We start from the raw sequence: 23,803 nt of genomic DNA on the forward strand, positions 1-23,803 counted from the left end.
CTCGAGGCGAGGACTGCAAACACGGAGAGAGAAGCGACCAGCGACAGGAACTCGGAGACACCAGCCCGGCTCAGTCGGCTGCCGACGCACTCGAGTCCTCGCCGAGCGGGCTCGAGCGGACGACGCCCTGGAGGTACGCGCCGACGAACATGCCGGCGATGCCGTAGAGGATCACGACGTTGCCGACGCCGAGGCTGGCGTAGGCGGCTCCCGGGCAGATGCCGGAGAGCCCCCATCCGACGCCGAAGATGGCGCCGCCGAAGACGACGTTACGGTCGAGCGATTTGAGCCGGCGGGCGTAGGGCGCACCTGTCAGCGGCGCGTCCCCGCGGACGAATGTGATCCCGAAGAAAGTCAGCCCGGTGACGACCGCCGCCCCGCCCATGACGAACAGCAGTCCGAGGTCCGACAGCTGGAGGAAGTTGAGGACGACCTCCGGCTGGGCCATGTGGCTGAATCCGAGGCCGAACCCGAATATCAGCCCGCCGACGAACACGAGCGGGAGGAACAGCGGGTGCTGTTCGTGCTGGGCGCTCATCGCTCACACCCCCGTCCCAGTCGGTGATCGCGACTCACGGGTCGTTTCACTCCCCGTTCGCGTTTCCGAGACCCTCGCGTAACTCGGATCTCGCGACTCACGGGTCGTTTCACTCCCCGTTCGCGTTTCCGAGACCCTCGCGTAACTCGGATCTCGCGACTCACGGGTCGTTTCACTCCCCGTTCGCGTTTCCGAGACCCTCGCGTAACTCGGATCTCGCGACTCACGGGTCGTTTCACTCCCCGTTCGCGTTTCCGAGACCCTCCCTCCGGTCGGCTCTCGCCCATTACGGACTCACCCCCAGCGCCATCACGAGTTGCGCAACGCCGATGGCGACCAGCAGGAAGGTCGCGACGCCGACGAACGAAGCGGACGAGGCCGAGCCGACGCCACAGACGCCGTGGCCCGAGGTACACCCCTTGCCGAGCCGGGTCCCGATCCCGATGAGGATCCCCCCGAGGAACAGCCGCCACGGCTGGACGTCGGTCAGCCAGATCGTGATCCCGCCGATGTCGCGTAACTCGCCCGTCGTCGCCGTCTGGTGGAGCCCGCTCGAGAGCAGGCCGGACTGGAACGTCAGCGCGTAGACGGCCGCCCCGGCGACGATGCCGAGGGTGAAGACGACCCGCCAGTCTCGAGAGGCACGATACTGCTGGAAGCGCGATCGGTCGGAGACGTACGAGAGCGTCGACTCGAGGAACGTACTCGCGCCTGCGGGGATACCGGTCCCGAGGTAGATCACGGCCGTTCCGAGGCCGACGAGCAACCCACCGATCGCGTAGTGGCTGATCCCGTGGGGGAACAGCTCCGCGATCGTCGCCACGAAGAGCCACGTCATAGTCAGTACCGGAGGAAGGTAATCCCGACGTATCAAGGCTTCCGACTCGGGGAAACTTGACCGTATCTCCGACGCCGCTCGCGCCCGAGCGTGGACACCAGACGACTGTCGCCAGGGTCGGTCGTCCGGTCGGCTGTCGACCGCGTATCAGTCGGCTGCCGGTGGCGGCGTCAGGACGTCGATGCGGTCTGCCGTGTACCCGAAGACGTCCTGGTAGCCGTACGGGGACATGAGGACCGGGTAGAACGATTCGTCGGCGACCTGTTCGATCCCGTCGGCGGCAGCGAACGTCTCGCCGGTCTCGACTTCGACGAAGTTCTCGACGAAGACTTCGTACGTCTCTGCTCGCTGCTTGTCGATGACGTCGGTAAGCTGGTAGACCGGAACCTCCGTGCGAACCGTATCGCCGGGCAGCACGCCCACGGCGGTGAGAAACGCCCGGAGCAACCGGTGGGCGTTCTGGATCGCCCGTTCGGAGCCCTGGAGACCACACTCGACTTCGATCGTCTCGATCGTCGAGAACAGTCGCCCATCGGCGAAGTTCCCCGTTTCGACCATCGCCGAAACCGGTAGCTGGGGGACGATCCGCCGCGTGAGGTCTCCCACACCGTCGACGATAGCGAACGGCTCGGCGTGACTCTGCGTCGAGTGCATCGAGAACGTCAGGCAGTCGGCGAGCTCGTCGGTGAGTCGGTGCGCGAGCCGCCCTTCGTGAGTGGCGGCGTCCGGATCACCCGGAAACGCACGGTTCAGGTCCTCCTCGAGGTACCGAACTCCGCATTCGATCGCTCGTTCGTTCGCGATGACGAGTTTGACGGGGCGCTCGACCGACGGCCGTTCCTCGAGCAACTGTTCGACGGCCCTGACGCCGGAGGGTTCGTCTCCGTGGACGCCAGCGACCACCGCGACCTCGGGCGTCCCGGATCCGAGCTGTGCAACTCTCATCGCCTGCACATTGGACGCGACGCTGAAATGCCGTTCGGTTCGTTCACACCCGGCCCGAGGAGAAGGGTGTGGTTACCGGCGTCAGGAGCGACGCACACCCGTCTCGCGACAGGAAGGTTACTCTTCGAGCGCCTCGAGGTAGGCGTAATCTGTGTCGGTCGCCGTCTGGATCCGAGCGTCGAGGACGATCTTCCACCCGTCGAGCACCCCGGGGTCTTCGAGGGCGTTCGTGACCGTCGTCCGGACGTCGAGGACGTCGACGCCGTAGAAATCGGGCGGGACGCCCTGAAAGTACTGCAGCGAGGTCTGGAAGAGGCTGCGCATTCCCTCGTCGTTTTCGAAGTCGAAATGCTTGTACGCGCCAGCGGCGACCTGAACCATCCCGTGGAGGAACTGGCTCTCGATGGAGCCGGAACCGTAGTTGTACCACTCGAGTTCGAAACAGTCGTGAGACTCGTGGAAGGCCCTGTCGTTGAATAGCCGGACGCCGTGTCGGGTCGCCTGTCGGAGCGTTGCGTGCTCCCAGCGGCCCGCGTCTGGGTCCCAGCCAGTCGGCTGTCGGCCCGTCGGCGGCGGGTCGACCGTCGGGTCGGCCGTGTGATCGTCCATGGCCGTTCTCGGGGCTCGAACCGTGTAATCCCATCGCTCACCGTACTCGAGGCTGGACACCTGCTGTACCCACCGGCCGACCACGACCGGCCCTCCGAGGGGGAGAACTTATTCCGTCTCGCTCCCAGAGACGAGACGATGACCCACCCCTACGGTCGATGTCGCAACTGCGGCGAACGCCTCTACGAGCACGTCGAGGGCGGATACCAGTGTCTGAACTGCAAGAGCCGGTATCCCGAAGACGAACTCGAGTTCGACGCCTGAGCGCCCGGACGAGACGTGTCCCGTCGTCGTCACTCGCCACTCGTCACGTCGAGGCAGTCACGAAGGGACTCGTGAGCGGGTCACACGGGGTTTCGATCTCGCAACGCTTTTTGCCCGCGCGTTCCGACGGTTTACATGGCGAACGACGTTCCCGAGCACGAGCCCTATTCTTCGAAACTCGAGGTACCGGAAGCGCTGACCTTCGACGACGTCCTCCTGCGCCCCAAGGAGAGTCGCGTCGAGCCCGACGAGGCCGATCTCACCTCGAACGTCTCGAAATCCGTCGAGGTGTCGGTCCCGATCCTCTCGGCGGCGATGGACACCGTCACCGAGAGCGACATGGCGATCGCGATGGCACGCCACGGCGGGCTGGGGGTCCTCCACCGCAACATGACCATCGACCAGATGGTCGAGGAGATCGACCGCGTCAAGAGCGCCGACGAACTCATCATCCCCCACGAGGCGGTCGTCACCGCCGACCCCGAGATGACCGTCCGCGAGGTCGACGAGGTCATGGCCCGCGAGGGCGTCGGCGGCGCTCCCGTCGTCAACACCAACGGCGAGGTACTGGGGATCATTTCGAGTACGGACATCCGGCCCCACCTCGAGGTCAACGAGGACGACCAGGTCACGGAGGCCATGACCGACGAGGTCGTCACCGCCGACGAGGACGTCGAGGCTCGGGAGGCCTTCGAACTGATGTACGAGCACAAGATCGAGCGCGTCCCCGTGGTCGACGACGAGAATCTACTCGTCGGGCTGGTGACGATGCAGGGAATCCTCCAGCGCCGAGAGTACGGCGAGGCCGTCCGGGACGAGGAGGGTCGGCTCCGGCTCGGCGTCGCGGTCAGTCCGTTCGAGATGGATCGTGCCGAGGCAGCCGACGAGGCCGGTGCCGACATTCTGTTCATCGACACTGCTCACGCGCACAACCGGAACGTCATCGACGGCGCGAAAGAGATCGAATCCGCAGTCGAGGCCGACGTCGTGGTTGGCAACGTCGGCACCCGGGAAGCAGCCGCGGAACTCGTCGACTTCGCAGACGGCATCAAAGTGGGCATCGGCCCCGGTTCGATCTGTACCACGCGCGTCGTCTCGGGGGCGGGCATGCCCCAGATCACGGCCGTCTCACAGGTCGCAGACGTCGCGAGCGAGCACGGCGTTCCCGTGATCGCCGACGGCGGCATCCGCTACTCCGGCGACGCGATCAAGGCCGTCGCCGCCGGCGCTGACGCGGTCATGCTCGGCTCCTATTTCGCCGGCACCGAGGAAGCGCCCGGCCGCGTCGTCACGATGAACGGCAAGAAGTACAAGCAGTACCGCGGGATGGGCAGCGTCGGCGCGATGAAATCCGGTGACAGCGACCGGTACCTCAAGGAAGAGCCCGAGGAAGACGACGAGTACGTCCCCGAGGGCGTCGAGGCCGCCACGCCCTACAAAGGTCCGCTCAAGTCCGAACTTCACCAGCTCGCCGGCGGGATGCAGTCCGGCATGGGGTACGTCGGCGCGGCGACCATCCCCGAGTTCAAAGAGCGAAGCGAGTTCGTCCGGATCTCACCTGCGGGTCAGGCCGAAAGCCACGCCCACGACGTCGTCATCACCGACGAGGCACCGAACTACTCGCCGAACGACAGCTGATCGGTCACTCACTGACGGGCTGTGGCGGAGAACCCACGCCGAATTACCCCGTCGTTATCGCCGTCTCACACTCGAGGCAGTACATCTTGAACTCCGCGTCCTCGGTCAACTCGAGGCCGTGGCCCTGTTCTTGCTCACACGCTCGACAGTAGACGATCGACTCGATCTGGTCCCAGTCGTGTTTCGACGCGGGGGCACCGAACGCGAAGCCGACGACCATCTCGTCTGCATCCTCGGCGTTGTAGCCCTGCTGGAACTCACCCGGTTCGAACCGGATCACCTCGCCGGCGTCGACGACGACTTCGCCGTCTTCTGTATCAAAATTCGCCGTTCCTGACTGGACGTAGAAGACCTCTTCCTGGTCGTGGTGGGTGTGAAAACCACCCGAGAACGATTCGCCGGGCTCGAGTTCGAAGTAGTTCATCGCGAAGTCTGAAAACCCGAGGGCGTCGGAGATCGGTCGCCTGACCGAGTGCACTTCCAACGGACTGGGCTGGTTCGGAACGTCGTCGATGGCACGTTTGTCCATACCACGGCATCTTCGTCGAACGCAAAAATACCAGTGATTGCGGCAGTCGGTCACGAGTGCAGATGCGAGCAATCGACGCGTCAGGGCGCAGTCTGGAACGCAATGCCTACGTGCGTCCGGTGCCGACGCCTCGAGTGTGAACCGTCGCAGGGTACTCCAGGTCGGAGCTGCACTCGGGAGCGTGGGGTTCGCGGGTTGCGTCGACGGCGTCGCGGAACACTTCACGGGCGGCATCCAGGGCGTCATCCCGATGGAGATCCACAGCGAGGCCGAGGAACCGCGAAACCTCCACTTCGAGGCCCACGACCGCGAGACCGACCAGCAGATCTACGAGGAAGGGATCACCGTCGGCGCTGGCGAGAGCGTCTACCCCTCCCACCTTCGCGGCACCGATCAGTTCCTCCGGGTCGCCGAGATCGACACCGACGAGGGGACCGAACTCGACGCCCAGCAGGCCGCGATCTCCGAGGACACGAGGCTCGTCTTGATCCGCGTGTACGACGAGGAAATCGAGATCGAACTCCAGACGGCCGGAGACGACCAGGAGACCGTCGAGGACCAGGACGCCTCCCAACGAGAAACGATCGACGACCCGGAGGATGCGACGGAATTCGACGACGACGATCTCGAGGGAACGAACGACACCGCCGACGGGTCCAACGAGGAGACCGACGTCGACGAAGGCGACGCGGACGCGCTCGAGTCCTGACCCGTTCTCGAGGGGCCGTTCACTCCGTGAAGTACCTCGAGGACAAGCCCCGGGGCTTCACCGTTTTGTCCATTCCGACCAGAAACGGACGGATGGACGCAGGCGAATGTAATTCTCCTCGACCTTCCCGAAAAGGGTCGGCTGGAATTACCACCCGAACACCCGTTGTGTCCGTGAGGGTCGGTCGCTCCACTACGACCCGACAACACCCATCTCACCACGCCAGGAGCGCGGGTTTTGAGAGGTGTCGCATTCCTCGCAACTGCGCGCAGTTGCTTCGGATTGCGGTCTGTAACCCACGTCGCAACTGTACTCGTCAATACGGTGGAACTAGGAGTGAAGCTTATGCGATTCACCCTCGGGGGCAAGTGGTTCGAAAGCCGGAGGCCTTTCGTCATCACGAAAATCGGAGATTTTCGGCCGACCCCCGAGGCACTCTCGCTGTATCTCTGTAGATTCGACGGGACTCTCCTGTACCGTTGCCTGATGGAACGACCGCGCACTGTCAGTGCTGAGAATGAATTACGGTCAGCCTCCGCCAGACTTCACCAGAACAGACGAGCCATACCCTCGAGTCAGGGATAGGGGTGATACGACCGTTCGAGTCGCGGCTCGAACCCGAGGTCGTCGGGAACGGACTCTGCGCGCTCGCCGAAGTACGGCTCCTGTGTGAACAGCGGCTGGGCACCGGGAACGACGACTCTGACGACCTCGAATCCGAGTGCCTCGACGTCGCGGGTCGTCACCCGGGCTGCGTAGGGCTCGAGGCCAGCGTCGACGACCCGGTCGACGACCGACTCGAGCGCCTCACGACCCGTAGGGACCGGATCCGGGCCGACGCTCGAGGCAGGGACGGTCGTCTCGACGTCGAGGAACTCGCGTGCGGCCGCGGGGAACCTCGCGTACTCGCCGATCTCGCCGGAGGACGCCGCGGCCTCCTCGGGGCCGAGATTTCGCAGTTCCATCCAGTTCTGGATCGCCTCCTCGAGCGCGCCGACGGCGGCATCGGTGGCGTCCAGGTCGGCCGCCGACCCGACGGCGAACGCGGGCCAGGAATCGTCTTCGGGGTCGATGTCCCCGAATTCGTCCGGATCACGGTGGACTGCAACGGCGACGACCGGCACGTCGACGTCCTGCGTAACTAGCAGCGGCGTCACCGCGAGCCCCTCGCTGCCGGCGCGGCGCTCGAGCGTCTCGAACCGGTCGTCCTCGACGGCGAGTCCGAGGGGATCGAACGTCGAGTACCAGGCGAGCATCGTCGCGTCGCGTTCGATCACCTCTGTCAGCCCGGAGAGGAGGGCGTCGACGCTCGAGGAGCCGAGCCCGAGGCCAGTCGTTATCGCGGGGACGAGTGACTCGCCCGGCTGGGGAAAGTGCACTGCGGCAGCCGGAAGGTGTGCCTGCTCGTTCGTGGCGAGGTGCTCGCCCTCGACCCACCGATGTTTGGCCGCCGGATCGTACTCGGGCGCGTCCTCCGGTCGGACGAGAGCACTGGGTGAGACGACCCGTTCGGGTCCGAGGGCGTCCTCGCTCGCGCGCACGAAGTCCTCCTCGCGGTAGACGCCGGCGCAGTAGCGCTCGAGGCCTTCGCCGACGGCTTTCATCAGCGCGGCGTTCCAGTCGTCGGCGACGCCAGCGGCCTGCCTGGGTGCGCTCGCGTCGCTGAATCGGCCGGTCTCTGCGATCGTCGCGAGGTAGTACGGTGCCGGGAACGATTCGACCTCACCGATGCTCTCGACGGGCCCCACTCGCTCGTCGATCGCTGCGTCGACGCGTTCGACCGCAGCCTCGAGTGTGAAGCTGTCGTCCTCGCGGACTATGGTCCGGTCCCGACCACCCTCAGCACAGTCACAGCCGGGGACTGGAAGGAGTCGCCGCCGACGGTGGGGGAGTTCGACGACCTGGCCGAGTATCGTCCGATCGTCCCCCGAGAGCACGCGGACGCACTCTCGGCCGGCGAGCGCGCCGGCCAGTCGCGCCGTCGCCCGTTCGGCCGAGGGTGTGTCACCGACCTGTGGCTCACTGGCGTGCGATCTGACGCGAGAGCGGAGACACGCGAAACAGCCCGTCTTCGGGGCGAATCCCGAAATCGCGGCGTCGACCGACTCGAGCGGGTAGCCGCCGACGCCGCCGACCTCCACCGCGATCCACGGTGTGGCACCTGCTCGAGCGGCCGCGTTCGCACGATCGAACGTCTGCGAGCCAGCGACGTCGGCGACGACGGCGAACCGGGCGTCCTCGATCTCCGTCGGTTCGGTACCGACGACTGACACGTCGACGTCATCCAGCGCGGCGACGACGGCCGCACGAACCGGGTCGTCGCCGACGACGTGAACCTGCATGCCCGTACGCTCACGCGGGACCGCTAAAAAGCTCCTGACGTCACCCGTCGTCTCAGTCCCCAGCGTCGGCTAGTCGTCGTCCGATCCACCGTCTTCTCGCGTCTCCTGCCCGCCGTCCTCTCGAGCCTCCTGTCTGGACTCCGAGACGTCGACGACGTCACCCGTCTCCGGCGAGACGTCCTCGCCTTCCTTGATCGCCTGGGCCTCTCGTTCCATCGCCTCGACGTCCATCTCGGTCTCTTCGATCTCGCCGATGATCTCCGCGATGTCGTCCAGCCCGATCAGCTCGCGCGTCTCTTCGTCGAACTCGAGGCTCTCGAGTTCCGCGCCGTCTTCGCTGACGTCGCTGCCCGAGAGATGCTTGCCGTAGCGACCGACCATCGAGGTGAGTTCCTGCGGGAGGACGAAGGTGGTCGACTCGCTCTGGCCGATCTCTTCGAGTGTCTGCATGCCCTTGTCGATGACCGCGCGTTCGCCCATCGACTCGGCAGCCCGTGCCCGGAGGACGGTCGAGATGGCGTCACCCTGGGACTCGAGAATCTCACTCTGTTTTTCACCCTGTGCGCGGATGATGTTCGACTGCTTCTCACCCTCGGCGCGTTCGACGGCACTGCGGCGTTCACCCTGTGCCTCGAGGATCATGGCGCGGCGTTTTCGCTCGGCGGAGGTCTGTTGCTCCATCGCACCCTTGACGTCCCGCGATGGGGTGACCTCGCGGACCTCGACGCTTTCGACACGGATCCCCCACTCGTCGGTCGGCCGATCGAGTTCCTCCCGGATGCGGGCGTTGATCTTCTCGCGCCGGCTCAGGGTATCGTCCAGTTCCATGTCACCAAGCACCGCCCGCAGGGTGGTCTGGGCGAGGTTCGACACCGCCCGCTCGTAGTCGTCGACCTCGAGGAAGGCTCGCTTGGCGTCCATCACGCGGATGTAGACGACGGCGTCGGCCGTCACCGGCGAGTTGTCGCGCGTGATCGCCTCCTGACTCGGCACGTCGATCGTCTGCGTTCGCATGTCGAACGTGTGGACCCGCGAGACGAACGGCGGGACGATGTTGAGTCCCGGCTGGAGCAGTTTGCGGTACTCACCGAAGACGGTCAGTGCACCCCGGTTGTACGCGTCGACGATTTCGACCATCGACCAGACGGTCGCCACCACGAGCACGAGCACGAGCGCGCCGATCACCAGTAGCGGGTCCTCGAGTCCAACCTGCAGCGGCTGGAACGACTGCGGCGGACCGATCGCCTGCTCGAAGAGTGGTGACAGGTCACCGAGGGCGAAGGTGTGAGTGTCCATCACTGACACAATGGCGTCGGAGCGAATAACTCTTGGGCCGAACTGCGGGGGGACGTCGGGTGAAACGAGCGATTACTGGCTGGATCGCACCCGAACGTCCCGGGTGCGACCCGCGGTGGCACGACCGGGCGAACGGGACCGGGTCAGAACCGGTGGACGTCGACGTCCTCGTCGTCTGCGGGTCGGGTCGGGTCGGCCCGCGCGACGCAATCGGCGCACAGTCCGCGCTCCCGTTCGAAGTGCATCTCGCAGGCGAGCGTCCCGCACGCGTCACATCGGTACTCGGCGGGACGGGCCTCACAGATCTGGCAGAGACCGCTGACGCTCATACCACCCGTTCGGTCTGGAGTCCCTTGAACCCGGCCCCAGCGACCACGGTGGCGAACCGGGCCGACCGGGATAGATGGTGGATCATGAGACGTGTTATCTTCCGACGAGAAGGCTTTTGACGTGTGAACCGCTATCGAGCCGTATGAGCCGTGACCGGGCCCTCCTCGAGCGGGCCCTGGAACGTGGCGAACAGGACGGAGGCAACGTCGAGTTCAAGGAACGACTCTCACGGGACGTCCACCTCGAGGGTGGCCGACGCGAGAGCCTGGCGGCCCAGCTCAGACACCGACTGCTCTCCGGCGACGGCGAAGCGACCTACGTCGTCGGCGTCACCGACGATGGCGGACTCGCCGGCATCGATCCCGACACCTTCTCCGAGACGATGGACGTGCTCTCTCTGCTCGCCGAGGAAGCCGACGCTCACATCGAGGACGTCCAGACGTGGGGCGTCGACGGCGATGAGGGGACCTCGAGCCAGCCCACGCCGCGATCCCGTGGTGGCCTCGTCGGGGTCGCGCTCGTTCAGGACGGCGGCGTCCTCGAGACGGACGACGAGCACGTCGTCGTCGGGACGGCCGGCCACGTCGACCACGGCAAGAGCACGCTTGTCGGCTCGCTCGTCACCGGCAAGCCAGACGACGGCGACGGCGCGACCCGCGCGTACCTCGACGTCCAGCCCCACGAGGTCGAACGGGGGCTCTCGGCGGACCTCTCCTACGCGGTCTACGGCTTCGACGACGAGGGGCCGGTCCACGTCCGGAACCCGAACCGCAAGGCAGACCGCGCCGAGGTCGTCGAGGAGGCCGACCGGCTCGTTTCGTTCGTCGACACCGTCGGTCACGAGCCGTGGCTTCGCACCACCATTCGGGGACTCGTCGGCCAGAAACTCGACTACGGACTGCTCGTCGTCGCAGCCGACGACGGCCCGACCCGCACCACCCGCGAACACCTCGGCGTCCTGCTCGCCACCGAACTCCCGACCATCGTCGCCATCACCAAGGTCGACGCCGTCGACGACGAGCGCGTCGAGGAAGTCGAACGCGAGGTCGAACGACTCCTGCGCGACGTCGAAAAGTCTCCGCTCCGGGTCGCCCGCCACGGCGTCGACGCCGCCGTCGAGGAAATCGGCGATCGAGTCGTCCCCATCGTCGAGACCAGCGCGATCACGATGGACGGCCTCGAGACCCTGGACGAACTGTTCGACCGCCTTCCCAAGACCGCTCAGGATGCCGGCGAGTTCCGGATGTACGTCGATCGCAGCTACTCGGTGACCGGCGTCGGCGCGGTCGCCTCCGGCACCGTGATGGCCGGCGAGGTCGAGGCCGGCGACGAACTCTTACTCGGCCCGATGCCTGACGGCCGATTTCAGGAAGTCGAGGTCCGCTCGATCGAGATGCACTACCACCGCGTCGACCGGGCGCGAGCCGGGCGCATCGTCGGCATCGCGCTCAAGGGCGTCAAGGAGAGCGCGATCGAACGCGGCATGGTCCTCCTGCCGCGAGACGCGGACCCGACACCTGTCCGGGAGTTCGAGGCTGAAGTGATGGTGCTCAACCACCCGACGCGTATCGGCGACGGCTACGAACCCGTCGTCCACCTCGAGACGATCGGCGAGGCCGCGGCCTTCTATCCAGAGGACGGCCGTCTGCTGCCGGGCGACACCGGCGAGGCGACCGTCCGGTTCAAGTTCCGCCCGTATCTCGTCGAGGAAGGCCAGAAGTTCGTCTTCCGCGAGGGCCGGAGCAAGGGCGTCGGGACGGTGACGGACGTGACGCCGATTGACTGAGACTGGAACCACCTCCTTCGTACGTGCGTCAGGCAACGTCGTATCGGTCCCCGTCACGCTCCACGAGATCGAACAGCACGGCCCACTCGAGGAGCCGAACGAGACGTTCTCCGGACCCGCTTCGATCGCTCACGAGCCGATCGTCGACACCGTCTGCGAGTTCACTCGCTGACAGCGGCTTCCCGACCGCCTCGAGTGCGGCGAGCACCGCCTCGACGCCGTAGACGCGGTCCACGAACGCACGTCGACATCGCGCGACGTCGGTACCACGGTCGTCGACTCCGTCGCTCGAGCTGGCACCCTCGAGTCGGTAGTACCCCTCCCGACCCTCGTCGACGAGTTCGAGCGCACGCAGAAACGTGAGCCACGCCGCGGCCTCCTCTCGCGTCTCGAGGTCCGTTTTTGCAACGAGGTGGGCACAGCAGTCGTCGACGGCGACCGAACGGGCGGGGACGGTGTGGACGACGCGCTCGAGCCCCTCGAGGGCGTCCGGGGGTTCGGGGACTGGTTTGAATTTCACGGGTGGATCGTCGTCACCTCGGTCAGTCAGAGATCGAACGACTCGACGAGCAGCTCCTCGTCGGTCTCGCCGTAGACGTAGGTCGGCCCGCCGACGACGTCGATCGTCACCTTCGCGGGCGCGAAGAGATCGGCAGGGACCTCCGAGAAGTCCCACTCGAGGTCCTCGAAGAGGTCGGCGAACGGTTGGCCGTGCTCGTCGGCCGCCGTCGACGGCACCGCGTCGAAGTAGTCTGCGTCTTCGCGAACCGTCAGGTGGGCCGTTCCGCCGTAGGCGATGGCATCGTTCGTCCGCGCGATGGCGGTTCGTTCGTCACCGGCGACCGGCGCGACCGGCGCGCGCCCCGCCGCGGAGATCACGTCGAGCGGGTCGTAGCCCGCTTCGGTGAGCCGGAACGTCGCCAGTTCGGCCGCTCGAGCCGCGTTCGTAACGCTGCCGACGAGGCTCGCCGTCGGGTACGCGAGCAGGAAGACGCTGCTCGGTTCGACCTCTGCAAGGTCGGCAACCTGTTCGGCCGCCGCCTCGGTCGGGTCCTGATCGGTTTCGACGGCCAGCGCGGTCAGGTCGAAGACGTCAGTGTAACCGATCCGATGGAACTCCTCCTCACGGGCGACGAGTGCGCGGGCAGGGCCGCTGCCCAGCCCCTCGAAGTTCTCGGTCCGCAGCTCCCAGCCTGCCTTCTGGGAACACAGCAGGGAATGCGCCGGCCGGTCGGTCGACAGCTCGACGTACTGGATCGGCGCACCACCGATCGAATCGAGGTGACGACTCGGCGTCGCCAGTCCGGCCGTCTGGATCTCGGTGAGCAACAGCGCGGCCTCGATACCGCCGTCGAACTCGAGGCCGAAGTCGAGGACTGTCGCCCCGTTTTCGAGATCGTAGCCGCCGATCGATAGCTCCTCGGCGTACTCGAGGGCCTCGTCGACCAGCTCGATCGCCATCCGGTTTAAACTCTCCATAGGCTCGCTTCGGACGCCGACGGAAAATAGGTTGTCAGTCAGCGCCACCCGATCGGCTGATACGCTTTGCCGTGCCAATTGACCGGCGCAACCGCAGGACGGGTCGCGATTGCTCCGGAAATGACTTCCAGCAGATCGTATGACTGGCGTCGGTCACCGCCTCAGTCCGCTGGCTCGTACCCGGTGTCCTCGATCGTTCCGACGAGGGTCCCCACGTCGATGGCGTCCTCGTCGTGTTCAACCCGAACCTCGTCTGCTTCGTGATTCGCCGTCGCCGACGACACGCCCTCGAGCGCCTCGAGGGCCTCGGTCACGTTTGCCTCACATCCGTCGCAGGCCATCCCGGTTACCTCGAGCGTCGTTTGCTCCATGCCCGATCGAACGGCCGGGGATGGGTTGAACGTTGCGCCCGGGCGCGAAGACCACGATGAAAAATTGTGGAAACTTGGGGAGTTTTAATATAGGTCGCTGCCGAGGATGCATCCATGTACAGGGTGCTCGTTCCCATCGACGAACACGAAGACCGTGCGCAGGCACAGCTCGACGCCGTTCTCGATCTTCCTGACGTCACCGAATCGGTCGCGGTCGAACTGCTCCACGTCCGCAAAGAACTCGAGTTTAGCGACGCCGACGACGTCCAGATCGGCGAAGTGAAGACGAATCGTGAGGAGTTCGACGATCTGCCGGCGCTCGTCGGGGACGCACGGTCCCGTCTCGAGGAAGGGGGCGTCGAGACGGCCGTTCACAGCGCGACGGGCAACCCGCCGGCGGCGATCCTCGATCTCGCCGAGGAGTTCGACGTCGACGAACTGATCCTCGGCACGCGGCGAAAGTCGCCCGTCGGAAAGGTACTCTTCGGTAGCGTCACCCAGGCGGTCATCCTCGACAGCGACCGTCCGGTGAAGGTCGTCTCACCGTAAATCCGGGGCTGCTTCTCGAGTCGAATCGGTCGAACGAGAGCCGGATCGTCCGCCAGAACGACTCGACTCGGTCGAAAAGGTGCCTGCGGTCAGCGTCTCTCCTGCTGGGCGTCGACGACTGCGACAGCCGCGAGGTTGACGATGTCTTTGACCTCGTCGCCACGCTGGAGAACGTGGACCGGCTTGTCCATACCGACGAGCATCGGACCGACGGCCTCGGCACCGCCGAGTCGCTGGAGGAGTTTGTAACCGATGTTGCCCGACTCGAGGTTCGGGAAGACGAGCACGTTCGCGGGTTCGTCGAGGTCGGAGAAGCCGTAGGTGCCCTCGAGGATGTCCTCGACGACGGCCGTGTCGGCTTGCATCTCCCCGTCGACCGGGAAGTCGACTTCGGGGTCGTCCTGCAACATCCGTGCGGCGCGTCGGGGCTTGCGAGTCCCCTCGTTGTCGACGCTGCCGAAGTTCGAGTACGAGAGCAAGGCCGCACGCGGTTCGATGTCGAATCGGCGGGCGAGGTCGCCAGTCTGTCTGGTCACTTCCGCGAGGACCTCCTCGTCGGGATCCTGATTGACCGTCGCGTCGGCGACGAAGACGATGCGGTTCTTGAACGTCAGGAGGTAGACGCCAGCGGCGTTGTCGACGTCCGGTGCCGTGCCGATGACCTGCAGCGGCGGGCGCAGTGCCGACGGATAGTGGTGGGACAGCCCCGTGAGAAGGGCGTCGGCGTCACCCTGTTCGACCATGATGCTCCCGAAGTAGTTGGTGTCGCGTTCGATGAGTTCTGTTGCTTCCGTCCGGGTGATGCCCTTGCGCTGGCGAAGGTCGTACAGTCGTTCGGCATAGGCCTCGTAGTCGCCGTTTTCGGGATCGGCGACCGTCGGCTCGAAGTCCAGTCCGAGCGAGGCGGCCGTCGCTTCGATTTCGTCCTCGTCACCGATGAGGATCGGCAGGGCGATGCCCTGCTCCTGGATCTGGTAGGCCGCCCGAATCATCTTCTCGTTTTCACCTTCCGCGAGCGCGACCGTCTTCGGGTCGGTCTTGGCCTTGTTCAGGACCACGCGCATCATCTCGCGGGACTTGCCGAGGCGGGCCTCGAGTTCCTCCTCGTAAGCCTCGAGGTCGATCTCTGCTCGTGCCGCACCGGAGTCCATCGCGGCCTTCGCGACGGCGGGGGCGACCCGGAAGAGGACGCGCGGGTCGACGGGTTTCGGGATGATGTAGTCGGGACCGAACTGGAGCGGTTCGTCGCCGTAGGCCTTGACGACGGCGTCGGGGACGTCCTCGCGAGCGAGGCGGGCGAGCGCCCGCGCGCAGGCAACTTTCATGTCTTCGTTGATCTCGGTCGCGCGGACGTCGAGTGCGCCACGGAAGATGAAAGGGAACCCGAGGACGTTGTTGACCTGGTTGGGGTAGTCCGAGCGGCCGGTGGCCATGATCACGGAGTCGTCTCGGGCCTCCTTGGCCTCCTCGTAGCCGATTTCTGGGTCGGGGTTGGCCATCGCGAAGACGATCGGATCGGAGGCCATCGACTGGATCATCTCCTGAGAGACGATGCCACCGATCGAGAGGCCGACGAAGACGTCTGCACCCTCCATCGCGTCCGCGAGGTCGCCCTCGGGGACGTCCTGGGCGAACTGGCGTTTGTACTCGTTGACCTCGCCGTCTGCGGCGCGGGCCTCGGTGATGATACCCGAGGAGTCACACATCGTGATGTTCTCTTCCTTGCAGCCAAGCGAGACGTAGAACTTCGCGGTCGCGATCGCGCTCGCGCCCGCACCGGAGAAGACGATCTCGAGGTCTTCCAGGTCCTTGCCGGCGATGTCAGCGGCGTTGAGCAGTGCGGAGCCGGAGATGATCGCGGTGCCGTGCTGGTCGTCGTGGAAGACGGGGATGTCGATTTCCTCGCGGAGGCGTTCCTCGATGGTGAAACACTCCGGCGCCTTGATGTCTTCCAGGTTGATCCCACCGAAGGTGGGTTCCATCATCTTGACGGTCTCGACGATCCGGTCTGGATCAGCCTCGTCGAGTTCGATGTCGAAGACGTCGATGTCCGCGAAGCGCTTGAACAGGACGCCTTTCCCTTCCATGACCGGTTTCGAGGCCTGGGCACCGATGTCGCCGAGGCCGAGGACGGCGGTCCCGTTCGAGACGACGCCCACGAGGTTCCCCTTGGCCGTGTAGGTGTAGGCGTCCGTTTCGTCGGCGTCGATCTCCAGACAGGGGGCAGCGACGCCGGGCGAGTACGCAAGCGAGAGGTCACGCTGGGTGTTCGTCGGCTTGGTCGTCGAAATCTCGATCTTTCCGGGAGGGTCGGTCCGATGGTACTCCAGAGAGTCCTCGTCAATTCCCATACCATGGACACTATCGGCCACCATAAAAAACGATGCGAAGGGTAGTTTCGACGATCGACGAACTGCCGGCCGACACAATCGGTGATCGATTCGACCGTTTTATACGATCCGCGCCAGTGAGGTGGGGTATGGACGTCGCGCTTGGTGGGACGTTCGACCCCGTTCACGACGGTCACCGGAAACTGTTCGAACGGGCGTTCGAACTCGGGGACGTAACCGTCGGGTTGACGAGTGACGACCTCGCGCCGAAGACCCGTGCCGTCGAACGACACGTCAGACCCTTCGAGGAACGCAAACGCCGACTCGAGGAGGAACTCGAGTCAATGGCCGACGAGTTCGACCGGGAGTTCGAGGTTCGCAAACTCGAGTCCCCGACGGGCATCGCGACCGAACCACCGTTCGACTACCTCATCGTCTCCCCCGAGACGAAAGGTGGCGGCGAGCGCATCAACGAGATCCGCACGGAGAACGGTCACGACCCCCTCGAGATCGTCGTCGTCCCACACCTGCTCGCCGACGACGGCGACATCATCTCGAGTACGCGCATCGTTGCCGGTGAGATCGACGAGCACGGGAACGTCCTCGACGACGGTGACGATTCCCAGCCGAGCTCGCCGCAGGACTCGGAGTAGGTATCCGCCTCCCGATACCCGACCGTACTCTCGATTCGACCATCAGTCACACTGGACCGTCACTTCGATCGAACCATCGGCCGGAAGGGACTCTCAGTGGTGTTCGCACTCGATCGGCTATTTCCACCCGCTAGGAAACCGTCTGGAGCGTTTCGGTATCGTACACTTACCTCGATTTCGTCGAAACCCCCGCTGTTCAGGCACCTCGTGATCCTCGAAACAGTTCGAACGGACGGGAGTATCCGTTCGCCTTCGACTCCGGTTCGACGAGGAGGCTGGGTCGAGAGCACGCCCACGGTCGCCGTCACCAGCCCGGTGGCTCGAGCCCAGCCGCCTCGAGTCGTGACTTCCAGTGTTGCTGGATCGAGAGCCGGGAAACCCCGACGGCGTCGGCGACGGCCTGCTGTGTCCGCCCGTCGCCGGCGATCAGCGACCCGGCGTAGAGGCTGGTCGCGAGCGCCGCGCGTTTCGACCGGTCGGCCTCGGGGACGTCCATCAGGAAGAGGTCGATCGCGTTCGACCGCGCCTCGCCCGTGAGCTCGAGTTCGACTGCGATTTCCTCGAGTGTCTCGAGCCAGGGTTCGTACTCGACGCGGTCCCGGGCGCTGTGCATATCGAGAGCTAGCGGTGGAACGACGATAAATCTCAGCCTCTTCTGTGACAATTGTTATCGTGTATTTGCCAACCTCGTGCTACTCGTTCCAAGGCGGGGCTACGAACAGCTAGCGAGAACGGCCGTTCTCCCGCGTTTTCACTAGGAGACGGCTACTAAAGCGGGTCGGACGCCAACGACGCATCGACGACTACCGCCCGATGCTGGGCCAGTCCGTCACGAAGGCGACCGCCATGAAGGAGCCAACCTGCAAGCTCGTCTGTACCGGTTGCGGCCTCGAGATGCCGTACCGGGATCGCTCGCTGGCCGAACAGGCTGCGGAACTCCATCAGCTTCGGGATTCAGAGCACGTGACGTTCATCGTCCCCCCTGACTGGACGCCAGAAGAGCCAGTGAAACATCCCTAGTCGGTCCGATGGATCGACACCTTCTTACTCGATTCCCGGCTACCACGTGGTGAGCGCGGGTAGCCAAGCCAGGAAACGGCGCAGCGCTTAGGACGCTGTCTCGTAGGAGTCCGCCGGTTCAAATCCGGTCCCGCGCATGGTTCTGCGGCGAGCAATTTCGCGAGCCGCAGGTTCTGCATCGACCGGATTTGAATCAGGGAGCACTTCGTTGCGACCGTGGTTCAAATCCGGTCCCGCGCACTGAGGAGCGAAGCGACGACGGAGCAGGAGCGGATTTGAGGTAGAGAAGGCGTGCGCAGCGAAGTGAGCACGTCTTCGCGTGGTTCAAATCCGGTCCCGCGCATTGCTGTCGCGAGCAAACTCGCGAGCGAGAGCAATCCCCACCGGAGTGAATCAGGGAGCACTTCGTTGCGACCGTGGTTCAAATCCGGTCCCGCGCACTGAGGAGCGAAGCGACGACGGAGCAGGATCGATTCGAACCCTGGAAGTCACAGCCCGGAACGGCGCGAAGCGCCGCAGGCCCGGACTGTCTTCGCGTGGTTCAAATCCGACCCCGCGCCAGCAGTGAACGCGTCAGCCTCACTAAGATCGTGATGGGCCGTGCGAGCGAGTCGACGGCAGCGGCCCTCGAGCGCGTGTGCAACGAACGCTCGAGAGTCTGGGAGAACGGTGCCCTCACTGCAGTACACGTTCGGTCCCGCACTCTGAACCGCTGTCTTCGAGCGTCGACGCCAGTCTCTCGCAGATGGTTTCGAGATGGTCGATTACTCGAGCCAGCCGATCCGTGTCGACTCGAGACGCACGCACTCGTCTCCTGCTATCGTCTGGCCGGTGACTGGACGTGGGTCAGGAATCGTGAGAAATCTCCGCGGTGATGTGACTGGAGCGTATTCGCTCGAATCGTCGCTCGGGTTTCGAGCATACCCGACGGCCGAAAACTGACCGGCGTCGTTCGGTTCGAACGATTCTGAACGGTCGAACTCGAGTGAAGTGGCCGAAAGGTAGCGGACGAGCGTCAGACGTCCCACAACGTTTATTCACGCAGCCACGACTTGTATGAGCAATGGCCGGAGTAGACGACGTGTTCGGGGAACTCTTTTCGGGCGTGGACGCAGTGGTGCTCTTCGGACCGAGTGGATCCTACTACGAGCGCTTTGCTGCAACCGAGGACCTCGAGGTGATCGTCGTCGGCACCGAAAACGACGTCGGGGCGGAGACGTTCGTCGAACTCCCACTCGAGTTCGCCGACGTGTCTGAACGGGTCAAGTTCGGACTCGAGGGGGCGCTCGAACAGGACGTCATCGACGACGGCGACGAACTGGCGTGTGCGACGAGCGTCTTCGGTGAGGACATCGACACCGTCTCGCGAGTCCGGGCGAGTGCGGATGCTCACACGGGGATCTACGATCTCTTTGCCCGCTCGCGGGCCGAACCCGAGGTGATCAAGGCGGTACTCGAGCTGGCGATCGAACTCGGCAAGAAAGGGCAGAAGGGCAAGCCCGTCGGGGCGCTGTTCATCGTCGGCGACGCGGGGAAAGTGATGAACAAGTCTCGGCCGCTGTCGTACAACCCCTTCGAGAAGTCCCACGTCCACGTCGGCGACCCGATCGTGAACGTCATGCTGAAGGAGTTTTCACGGCTCGACGGCGCGTTCGTCATTTCAGATGCGGGGAAGATCGTCTCGGCGTACCGCTACCTCGAGCCCTCCGCCGAGGGGGTCGACATCCCCAAGGGGCTCGGCGCGCGTCACATGGCCGGCGGGGCGATCACCCGGGATACGAACGCGATCGCGATCGTCCTCTCCGAGAGTGACGGGCTCGTCCGGGCGTTCAAAGGCGGAGAACTGATCCTGGAGGTCGACCCGGAGGCGTACTGACATGGAGTGGCAGACGCTGATCGACGAGCCGGCGGTCATCGCGATCGCGGTGCTTGCGCTCGGGCTGGTCGTTGGCTATCTGGTCGGCCGGTTGAACAAGGAGCTGTTGACGGCTTCCGGTGTGCCGGACGCAGTCGAGGGGACGCCGTTCGAGCGGACGGCCCAGTCGATCGGGACGTCGACGGTCGAAATCGTCGCCCGGATCAGTTCGTGGTTCATCTACGGTATCGCTGTCCTGACGGCCATCCACATCGCGCAGTTGCTCGACACGGACATGTTCTGGTTCGAGATCACCAGGTACATCCCGCAGGTGTTCATCGCAGTTCTGGTGCTCGTCCTCGGGTTCATCGTGGCCGACAAGTCGGAGTTGATGGTCAGTGAGTACCTCCGCGGGGTCAAACTCCCCGAGGTCTCGTTGCTCCCCCGACTCGTCAAGTACTCGGTGCTGTACGTGACGTTCCTCGTCGCGCTCGGCCAGCTCGGCGTCTACGTCTTCCCGCTGCTCATCCTGCTTGCGGTGTTCGCCGTCGGCCTCTTCGTCGTCGGGGTCGTCGCGTTCAAAGATTTCCTCGTCTCGAGTGCGGCGGGGATCTACCTGCTTTTGAACCAGCCCTACGGGATCGGGGACCGGATTCGGATCGGCGATCAGGCCGGCATCGTCCAGGAGGTCGACCTCTTCGTCACCAAGATCGAAGACGACTCAGAGGAGTACATCGTCCCGAATCGGAAGGTCTTCGAGGCGGAACTCGTCCGCGAACGGGAGTGAAACCGATCTCGAGAGGTCTCCCCCTAACTCGAGACGGACTCGTCGACCCGGCGGGCGAACCGGGGCGGCCAGGAAGAGGCCAGAACCCTCCATAAACAGGATGGATAGTTTGCCGATTACTTCGTAACATTGTTACCGTATCGGCTCCCTCTATCGAGCTATTACTCGAACGTGGGGACATGACTGAACATCGTATAATCAACACGAAAGTCGGCTTGCTCGGTGGGACGGCCCTCATAATCGGGAACGTCATCGGTGTGAGTGCGTTCGTCCTCCCGGGACCGCTCGCTGGCGACACCGGTCCCGGCGTACTGCTCGCGCTCTTACTCGCCATGGTCCCGCTGGGGTTCGGAATCTTGCTCTCGCTTCAGCTCGGGAGTGCGATTCCCGTCGCCGGCGGGAGTTACGTCTACGCCTCGAGGCTCGTGGGGCCGTTCTGGGGATTCTTGCTCCCCTGGATCACGATTCCCGGCGTCTGGGCGGGGATGCTGTTCATCGGCCTCGGGTTCGCCGAGTACGTGGGATTCGTCGCCTCGGCAATTCCAGCGGTTCCCGACGTTCCCGATCTCGCGCTCGTCTACGCGCTGCTCGTCCCCTTCATCGTCCTGAACGTCCTCGGGATCAAGATGGTCGCCATCGTCCAGTTCGTGATGGTGTCGCTTATCATCGTCGGCATGCTCGCGTTCATCGTCCCCGGTGCGTTTCAGGTCGATGCGGCGAACTACCAGCCGCTGTTCCCCGAGGGAGTCGGCCCGGTTATCGTCGCCGTCGTCTCTCTGTACTTCCCGCTCCGGGGCTTTCGTCTCGTCGTCGAAATCGGTGAGGAGATGGAAGATCCAGCGCGCAACATCCCCCGGGTGCTCGCCCTCTCGACGATCGTCTCGCTTTCGCTGCTGGTCGGTCTCGTTGCAGTCCTCGTCGGCGTCGCGAACTGGCAGGACCTCGGCGGGATGGACGCCGCCGTGGCACAGGTCTCCCTCGATTCCATGCCCGGACCGCTGACGGTACTCGTCCTGCTCGCGGCCGCGATGGGGGCGCTCACCTCGATCAACATGACCTACACTGCCTACTCGCGACAGCTGATGCGAGCGGGTCGTGACGACGTGATTCCAGCCGCGCTCGCTCGCGTTCACGACCGATTCGACTCGCCTCACGTGGCGGTGCTCGTGCTCGGTATTCCCCCACTGGTGATCGCCCCGGTCTCACCGGGGACGGTGACCCTCTCGGTCGCGCTCTCGCTGACGATCCTCTTCGGCCTCGCGATCGCTGGCGTGACGCTGTGGAATCTGCCAAAAGTCTACCCACAGCGCTACGAGTACTCCCTGTTCAAGCTCCCACGGTGGCTGCTTCGCGTCGTCGCCGTCGGCGCGACCGTCTCGGCGCTGGCCCTCTGGGTGCTCGTCTCGACCCAGTTGCCGGTGATGGTCGCCCTGCTCGCCGGCTGGATGGTGCTGGGGTACGTCGTCTACCGCGCTCGAATCTGGTGGTTCGAGCGCCAGGGCGTCGACATCAGATCGCGGATGACCGAACTCCACGAGAGTGAGAAAGCGCGGGCAGGCGACTGACTGGGCCGTCACCCCCTCGTTCGTCGGGAACCAGTCACTCGAGGCCGAGGCCGGCGTGCCAGCGGTCGGCACCGGCCTCTCGCTTCACTTCGTCCATCTTCGCGAGCAGGTGCGTCGCGAGCGTGGCCGTCTCTGCGGCCCGTGACTCACCCTCGGTGGCGAACTCACCGGTTTCACGGTTGGCGTAGACGGTACAGACCGCACCCGCGCGCAGGCCGTAGACGTTCGCGAGCGTCAGGATCGCACTGGCTTCCATCTCCACGTTGGTTACGTTCGCCGCCTGTAACTCCTCGAGCAGTTGCGCCGAGCCTGCGGCCTCGAAGCCCTCGAATCCGGGTCGGCCCTGTCCCGCGTAGAAGGAGTCGGTGCTCGCCGTGATGCCGGCGTGGTAGTCGTAGCCAAGACGTTCGGCAGCGGCGACGAGCGCCGCGACGACCTCGTGGTCCGCGACTGCGGGGTAGTCCTCGCGGACGTACTCGTCACTGGTTCCCTCCTGTCGGACTCCGCCGGTCGTGATCACGAGGTCGCCGACCGCGACGTCCGCGCTGAGCGCCCCGCAGGAGCCAACCCGGAGAAAGGTGTCGACGCCGACGCGGGCCAGTTCCTCGACGGCGATGGCCGCCGACGGGCTGCCGATGCCAGTGGAGGTGACGGAGATGGGCGTCCCCTCGTAGCTCCCCGTCGCCGTCCGGTACTCTCGGTGACTGGCGACCACGTCGTGATCGTCCCAGTGGGCGACGATCTTCTCGAGTCGTTCGGGATTACCCGGGAGAAGCACGGTGTCGGCGACGTCACCGGGGCCGACCTCGAGGTGGTACTGTACGTCCGTGTTCGGGTCTTCGCTGTCGCGGGGCATCGACTAGCGGCGATTCGTCGCGGCGGGGAATATAACTGCTGGCGTACGTTGGGACACAGTATGAGTACAGACGCAGGTCGGGGCCAGCTCGCCGACACCTACGTCGCGGCGCTCCAGCACGACCTGGTCGATCTCCCACCTGAGACGACGCTGGTCGGGGTCGTCCGGAGCCCGACGCCGTGGTTTCACGCGACCGTCGACGAGAATCTCCCGGCGCTGGGCCCACCCGCCAACCTGCTCGAGTCTACGAAGGCGGCTGAGGAGGACCTCAAGGTGCAGGGGCTCTGTGCGGAAGGTGCACACAATGCGGCGTGGGATCGGGTCGACTTCGGTGAGCGATATCGCGAGCACCTCGAGACGGACGAGGAGGCCCGGACAGCGCTCGAGTCGCTCGCGACCCGGCTCGAGTCCGGTGAATCGCTGGCACTCGTCTGTTTCGAGAATACGGAGACGAAACGCTGTCACCGGACGATCCTTCGAGAGCGACTCGAGCAGGAGCGAGCGTAAGTCGTGC

At 65.0% G+C, this 23,803-nt stretch carries 25 protein-coding genes and 1 tRNA gene; 12 read left to right on the forward strand and 14 right to left on the reverse strand.

Features of this window, described 5'->3' with window-relative positions:
• Positions 1 to 70 precede the first annotated feature (70 nt).
• From B1756_RS01065 to B1756_RS01080, 4 genes are all read right to left on the reverse strand, one after another.
• Positions 71 to 538: a DUF6691 family protein gene (locus B1756_RS01065; RefSeq protein ID WP_086886863.1), complete on the reverse strand. Its 468-nt coding sequence runs from the start codon at positions 536 to 538 to the stop codon at positions 71 to 73.
• Positions 539 to 824: 286 nt separating this feature from the next.
• Positions 825 to 1,376, reverse strand: a complete 552-nt coding sequence (locus B1756_RS01070; RefSeq protein WP_086886864.1) for a YeeE/YedE family protein — start codon at positions 1,374 to 1,376, stop codon at positions 825 to 827.
• 147 nt (positions 1,377 to 1,523) lie between these two features.
• Positions 1,524 to 2,321, reverse strand: a complete 798-nt coding sequence (locus tag B1756_RS01075; protein WP_086886865.1) for a M14 family metallopeptidase — start codon at positions 2,319 to 2,321, stop codon at positions 1,524 to 1,526.
• 117 nt (positions 2,322 to 2,438) lie between these two features.
• Positions 2,439 to 2,930 carry a DUF309 domain-containing protein gene (locus tag B1756_RS01080; protein ID WP_086886866.1) on the reverse strand — a complete coding sequence of 164 codons (492 nt, stop codon included), beginning with the start codon at positions 2,928 to 2,930 and terminating at the stop codon, positions 2,439 to 2,441.
• A gap of 138 nt (positions 2,931 to 3,068) precedes the next feature.
• Here B1756_RS01080 and B1756_RS20000 point away from each other — a divergent pair, with 138 nt between their 5' ends.
• The gene (locus tag B1756_RS20000; RefSeq protein ID WP_267128216.1) at positions 3,069 to 3,194 is read left to right on the forward strand and encodes a hypothetical protein; all 126 of its coding nucleotides are present in this window, start codon (positions 3,069 to 3,071) and stop codon (positions 3,192 to 3,194) included.
• A 135-nt stretch (positions 3,195 to 3,329) separates the two neighbouring features.
• Positions 3,330 to 4,832: an IMP dehydrogenase gene (gene guaB / locus B1756_RS01090; RefSeq protein ID WP_086886868.1), complete on the forward strand. Its 1,503-nt coding sequence runs from the start codon at positions 3,330 to 3,332 to the stop codon at positions 4,830 to 4,832.
• Between the two features lie 43 nt (positions 4,833 to 4,875).
• Here guaB and B1756_RS01095 read toward each other — a convergent pair whose 3' ends face one another.
• Positions 4,876 to 5,361 carry a cupin domain-containing protein gene (locus B1756_RS01095; protein WP_086886869.1) on the reverse strand — a complete coding sequence of 162 codons (486 nt, stop codon included), beginning with the start codon at positions 5,359 to 5,361 and terminating at the stop codon, positions 4,876 to 4,878.
• A 136-nt stretch (positions 5,362 to 5,497) separates the two neighbouring features.
• Here B1756_RS01095 and B1756_RS01100 point away from each other — a divergent pair, with 136 nt between their 5' ends.
• Positions 5,498 to 6,070: a hypothetical protein gene (locus tag B1756_RS01100; RefSeq protein ID WP_086886870.1), complete on the forward strand. Its 573-nt coding sequence runs from the start codon at positions 5,498 to 5,500 to the stop codon at positions 6,068 to 6,070.
• A 575-nt stretch (positions 6,071 to 6,645) separates the two neighbouring features.
• Here the strand turns inward: B1756_RS01100 and B1756_RS01105 are convergent.
• From B1756_RS01105 to B1756_RS01115, 3 genes are all read right to left on the reverse strand, one after another.
• Positions 6,646 to 8,412, reverse strand: a complete 1,767-nt coding sequence (locus tag B1756_RS01105; protein WP_086886871.1) for a YcaO-like family protein — start codon at positions 8,410 to 8,412, stop codon at positions 6,646 to 6,648.
• Between the two features lie 69 nt (positions 8,413 to 8,481).
• The gene (locus B1756_RS01110) at positions 8,482 to 9,708 is read right to left on the reverse strand and encodes an SPFH domain-containing protein (protein WP_086886872.1); all 1,227 of its coding nucleotides are present in this window, start codon (positions 9,706 to 9,708) and stop codon (positions 8,482 to 8,484) included.
• Between the two features lie 143 nt (positions 9,709 to 9,851).
• Positions 9,852 to 10,037: a zinc finger HIT domain-containing protein gene (locus B1756_RS01115; RefSeq protein WP_086886873.1), complete on the reverse strand. Its 186-nt coding sequence runs from the start codon at positions 10,035 to 10,037 to the stop codon at positions 9,852 to 9,854.
• Between the two features lie 143 nt (positions 10,038 to 10,180).
• Here B1756_RS01115 and B1756_RS01120 point away from each other — a divergent pair, with 143 nt between their 5' ends.
• Positions 10,181 to 11,824 carry a GTPBP1 family GTP-binding protein gene (locus B1756_RS01120; RefSeq protein WP_086886874.1) on the forward strand — a complete coding sequence of 548 codons (1,644 nt, stop codon included), beginning with the start codon at positions 10,181 to 10,183 and terminating at the stop codon, positions 11,822 to 11,824.
• Between the two features lie 28 nt (positions 11,825 to 11,852).
• On the opposite strand, the gene B1756_RS01125 is transcribed toward B1756_RS01120, so the two are convergent.
• The 3 genes from B1756_RS01125 to B1756_RS01135 form a co-directional block, all read right to left on the reverse strand.
• Positions 11,853 to 12,344, reverse strand: coding sequence for a double winged helix-containing putative transcriptional regulator (locus B1756_RS01125; RefSeq protein WP_086886875.1), 492 nt, complete (start codon positions 12,342 to 12,344; stop codon positions 11,853 to 11,855).
• 26 nt (positions 12,345 to 12,370) lie between these two features.
• A complete protein-coding gene (mch, locus tag B1756_RS01130; protein ID WP_086886876.1) occupies positions 12,371 to 13,303 on the reverse strand; it encodes a methenyltetrahydromethanopterin cyclohydrolase in 933 nt (310 codons plus the stop codon).
• A gap of 161 nt (positions 13,304 to 13,464) precedes the next feature.
• On the reverse strand, positions 13,465 to 13,674 hold the full coding sequence (locus tag B1756_RS01135; RefSeq protein WP_086886877.1) for a heavy-metal-associated domain-containing protein: 210 nt from the start codon (positions 13,672 to 13,674) through the stop codon (positions 13,465 to 13,467).
• A 114-nt stretch (positions 13,675 to 13,788) separates the two neighbouring features.
• Here B1756_RS01135 and B1756_RS01140 point away from each other — a divergent pair, with 114 nt between their 5' ends.
• Positions 13,789 to 14,223, forward strand: a complete 435-nt coding sequence (locus B1756_RS01140) for a universal stress protein (protein WP_086886878.1) — start codon at positions 13,789 to 13,791, stop codon at positions 14,221 to 14,223.
• Between the two features lie 89 nt (positions 14,224 to 14,312).
• Here B1756_RS01140 and B1756_RS01145 read toward each other — a convergent pair whose 3' ends face one another.
• Positions 14,313 to 16,574, reverse strand: coding sequence for an NADP-dependent malic enzyme (locus tag B1756_RS01145; protein WP_086886879.1), 2,262 nt, complete (start codon positions 16,572 to 16,574; stop codon positions 14,313 to 14,315).
• A 128-nt stretch (positions 16,575 to 16,702) separates the two neighbouring features.
• Here B1756_RS01145 and B1756_RS01150 point away from each other — a divergent pair, with 128 nt between their 5' ends.
• Complete coding sequence (locus B1756_RS01150; RefSeq protein WP_086886880.1) at positions 16,703 to 17,206, forward strand: phosphopantetheine adenylyltransferase; 504 nt, start codon at positions 16,703 to 16,705, stop codon at positions 17,204 to 17,206.
• A gap of 304 nt (positions 17,207 to 17,510) precedes the next feature.
• Here the strand turns inward: B1756_RS01150 and B1756_RS01155 are convergent, their stop codons facing one another.
• Positions 17,511 to 17,819: a transcription initiation factor IIB family protein gene (locus tag B1756_RS01155; RefSeq protein WP_086886881.1), complete on the reverse strand. Its 309-nt coding sequence runs from the start codon at positions 17,817 to 17,819 to the stop codon at positions 17,511 to 17,513.
• Between the two features lie 200 nt (positions 17,820 to 18,019).
• Between B1756_RS01155 and B1756_RS01160 the strand changes: the two genes are divergently transcribed.
• The 5 genes from B1756_RS01160 to B1756_RS01185 all read left to right on the forward strand — a co-directional run bounded on the left by B1756_RS01160 (position 18,020) and on the right by B1756_RS01185 (position 22,433).
• Entirely contained in the window at positions 18,020 to 18,226 is a 207-nt protein-coding gene (locus B1756_RS01160) for a hypothetical protein (protein WP_086886882.1), read from the forward strand.
• A gap of 53 nt (positions 18,227 to 18,279) precedes the next feature.
• Positions 18,280 to 18,363 (forward strand) — tRNA-Leu (locus B1756_RS01165).
• 926 nt (positions 18,364 to 19,289) lie between these two features.
• Positions 19,290 to 20,102, forward strand: coding sequence for a diadenylate cyclase DacZ (dacZ, locus tag B1756_RS01175; RefSeq protein ID WP_086886884.1), 813 nt, complete (start codon positions 19,290 to 19,292; stop codon positions 20,100 to 20,102).
• Between the two features lies 1 nt (position 20,103).
• Complete coding sequence (locus B1756_RS01180; protein WP_086886885.1) at positions 20,104 to 20,868, forward strand: mechanosensitive ion channel domain-containing protein; 765 nt, start codon at positions 20,104 to 20,106, stop codon at positions 20,866 to 20,868.
• 179 nt (positions 20,869 to 21,047) lie between these two features.
• A complete protein-coding gene (locus B1756_RS01185; protein WP_086886886.1) occupies positions 21,048 to 22,433 on the forward strand; it encodes an APC family permease in 1,386 nt (461 codons plus the stop codon).
• A 34-nt stretch (positions 22,434 to 22,467) separates the two neighbouring features.
• Here the strand turns inward: B1756_RS01185 and B1756_RS01190 are convergent, their stop codons facing one another.
• The gene (locus B1756_RS01190) at positions 22,468 to 23,289 is read right to left on the reverse strand and encodes a nucleoside phosphorylase (protein WP_086886887.1); all 822 of its coding nucleotides are present in this window, start codon (positions 23,287 to 23,289) and stop codon (positions 22,468 to 22,470) included.
• A gap of 60 nt (positions 23,290 to 23,349) precedes the next feature.
• On the opposite strand from B1756_RS01190, the gene B1756_RS01195 reads away from it, so the two are divergent.
• Entirely contained in the window at positions 23,350 to 23,796 is a 447-nt protein-coding gene (locus tag B1756_RS01195) for a DUF488 domain-containing protein (RefSeq protein ID WP_086886888.1), read from the forward strand.
• Positions 23,797 to 23,803 lie beyond the last annotated feature (7 nt).

The sequence above is a fragment of the Natrarchaeobaculum aegyptiacum genome (assembly GCF_002156705.1).
In the GTDB taxonomy this organism is placed as follows: Archaea; Halobacteriota; Halobacteria; order Halobacteriales; family Natrialbaceae; genus Natrarchaeobaculum; species Natrarchaeobaculum aegyptiacum.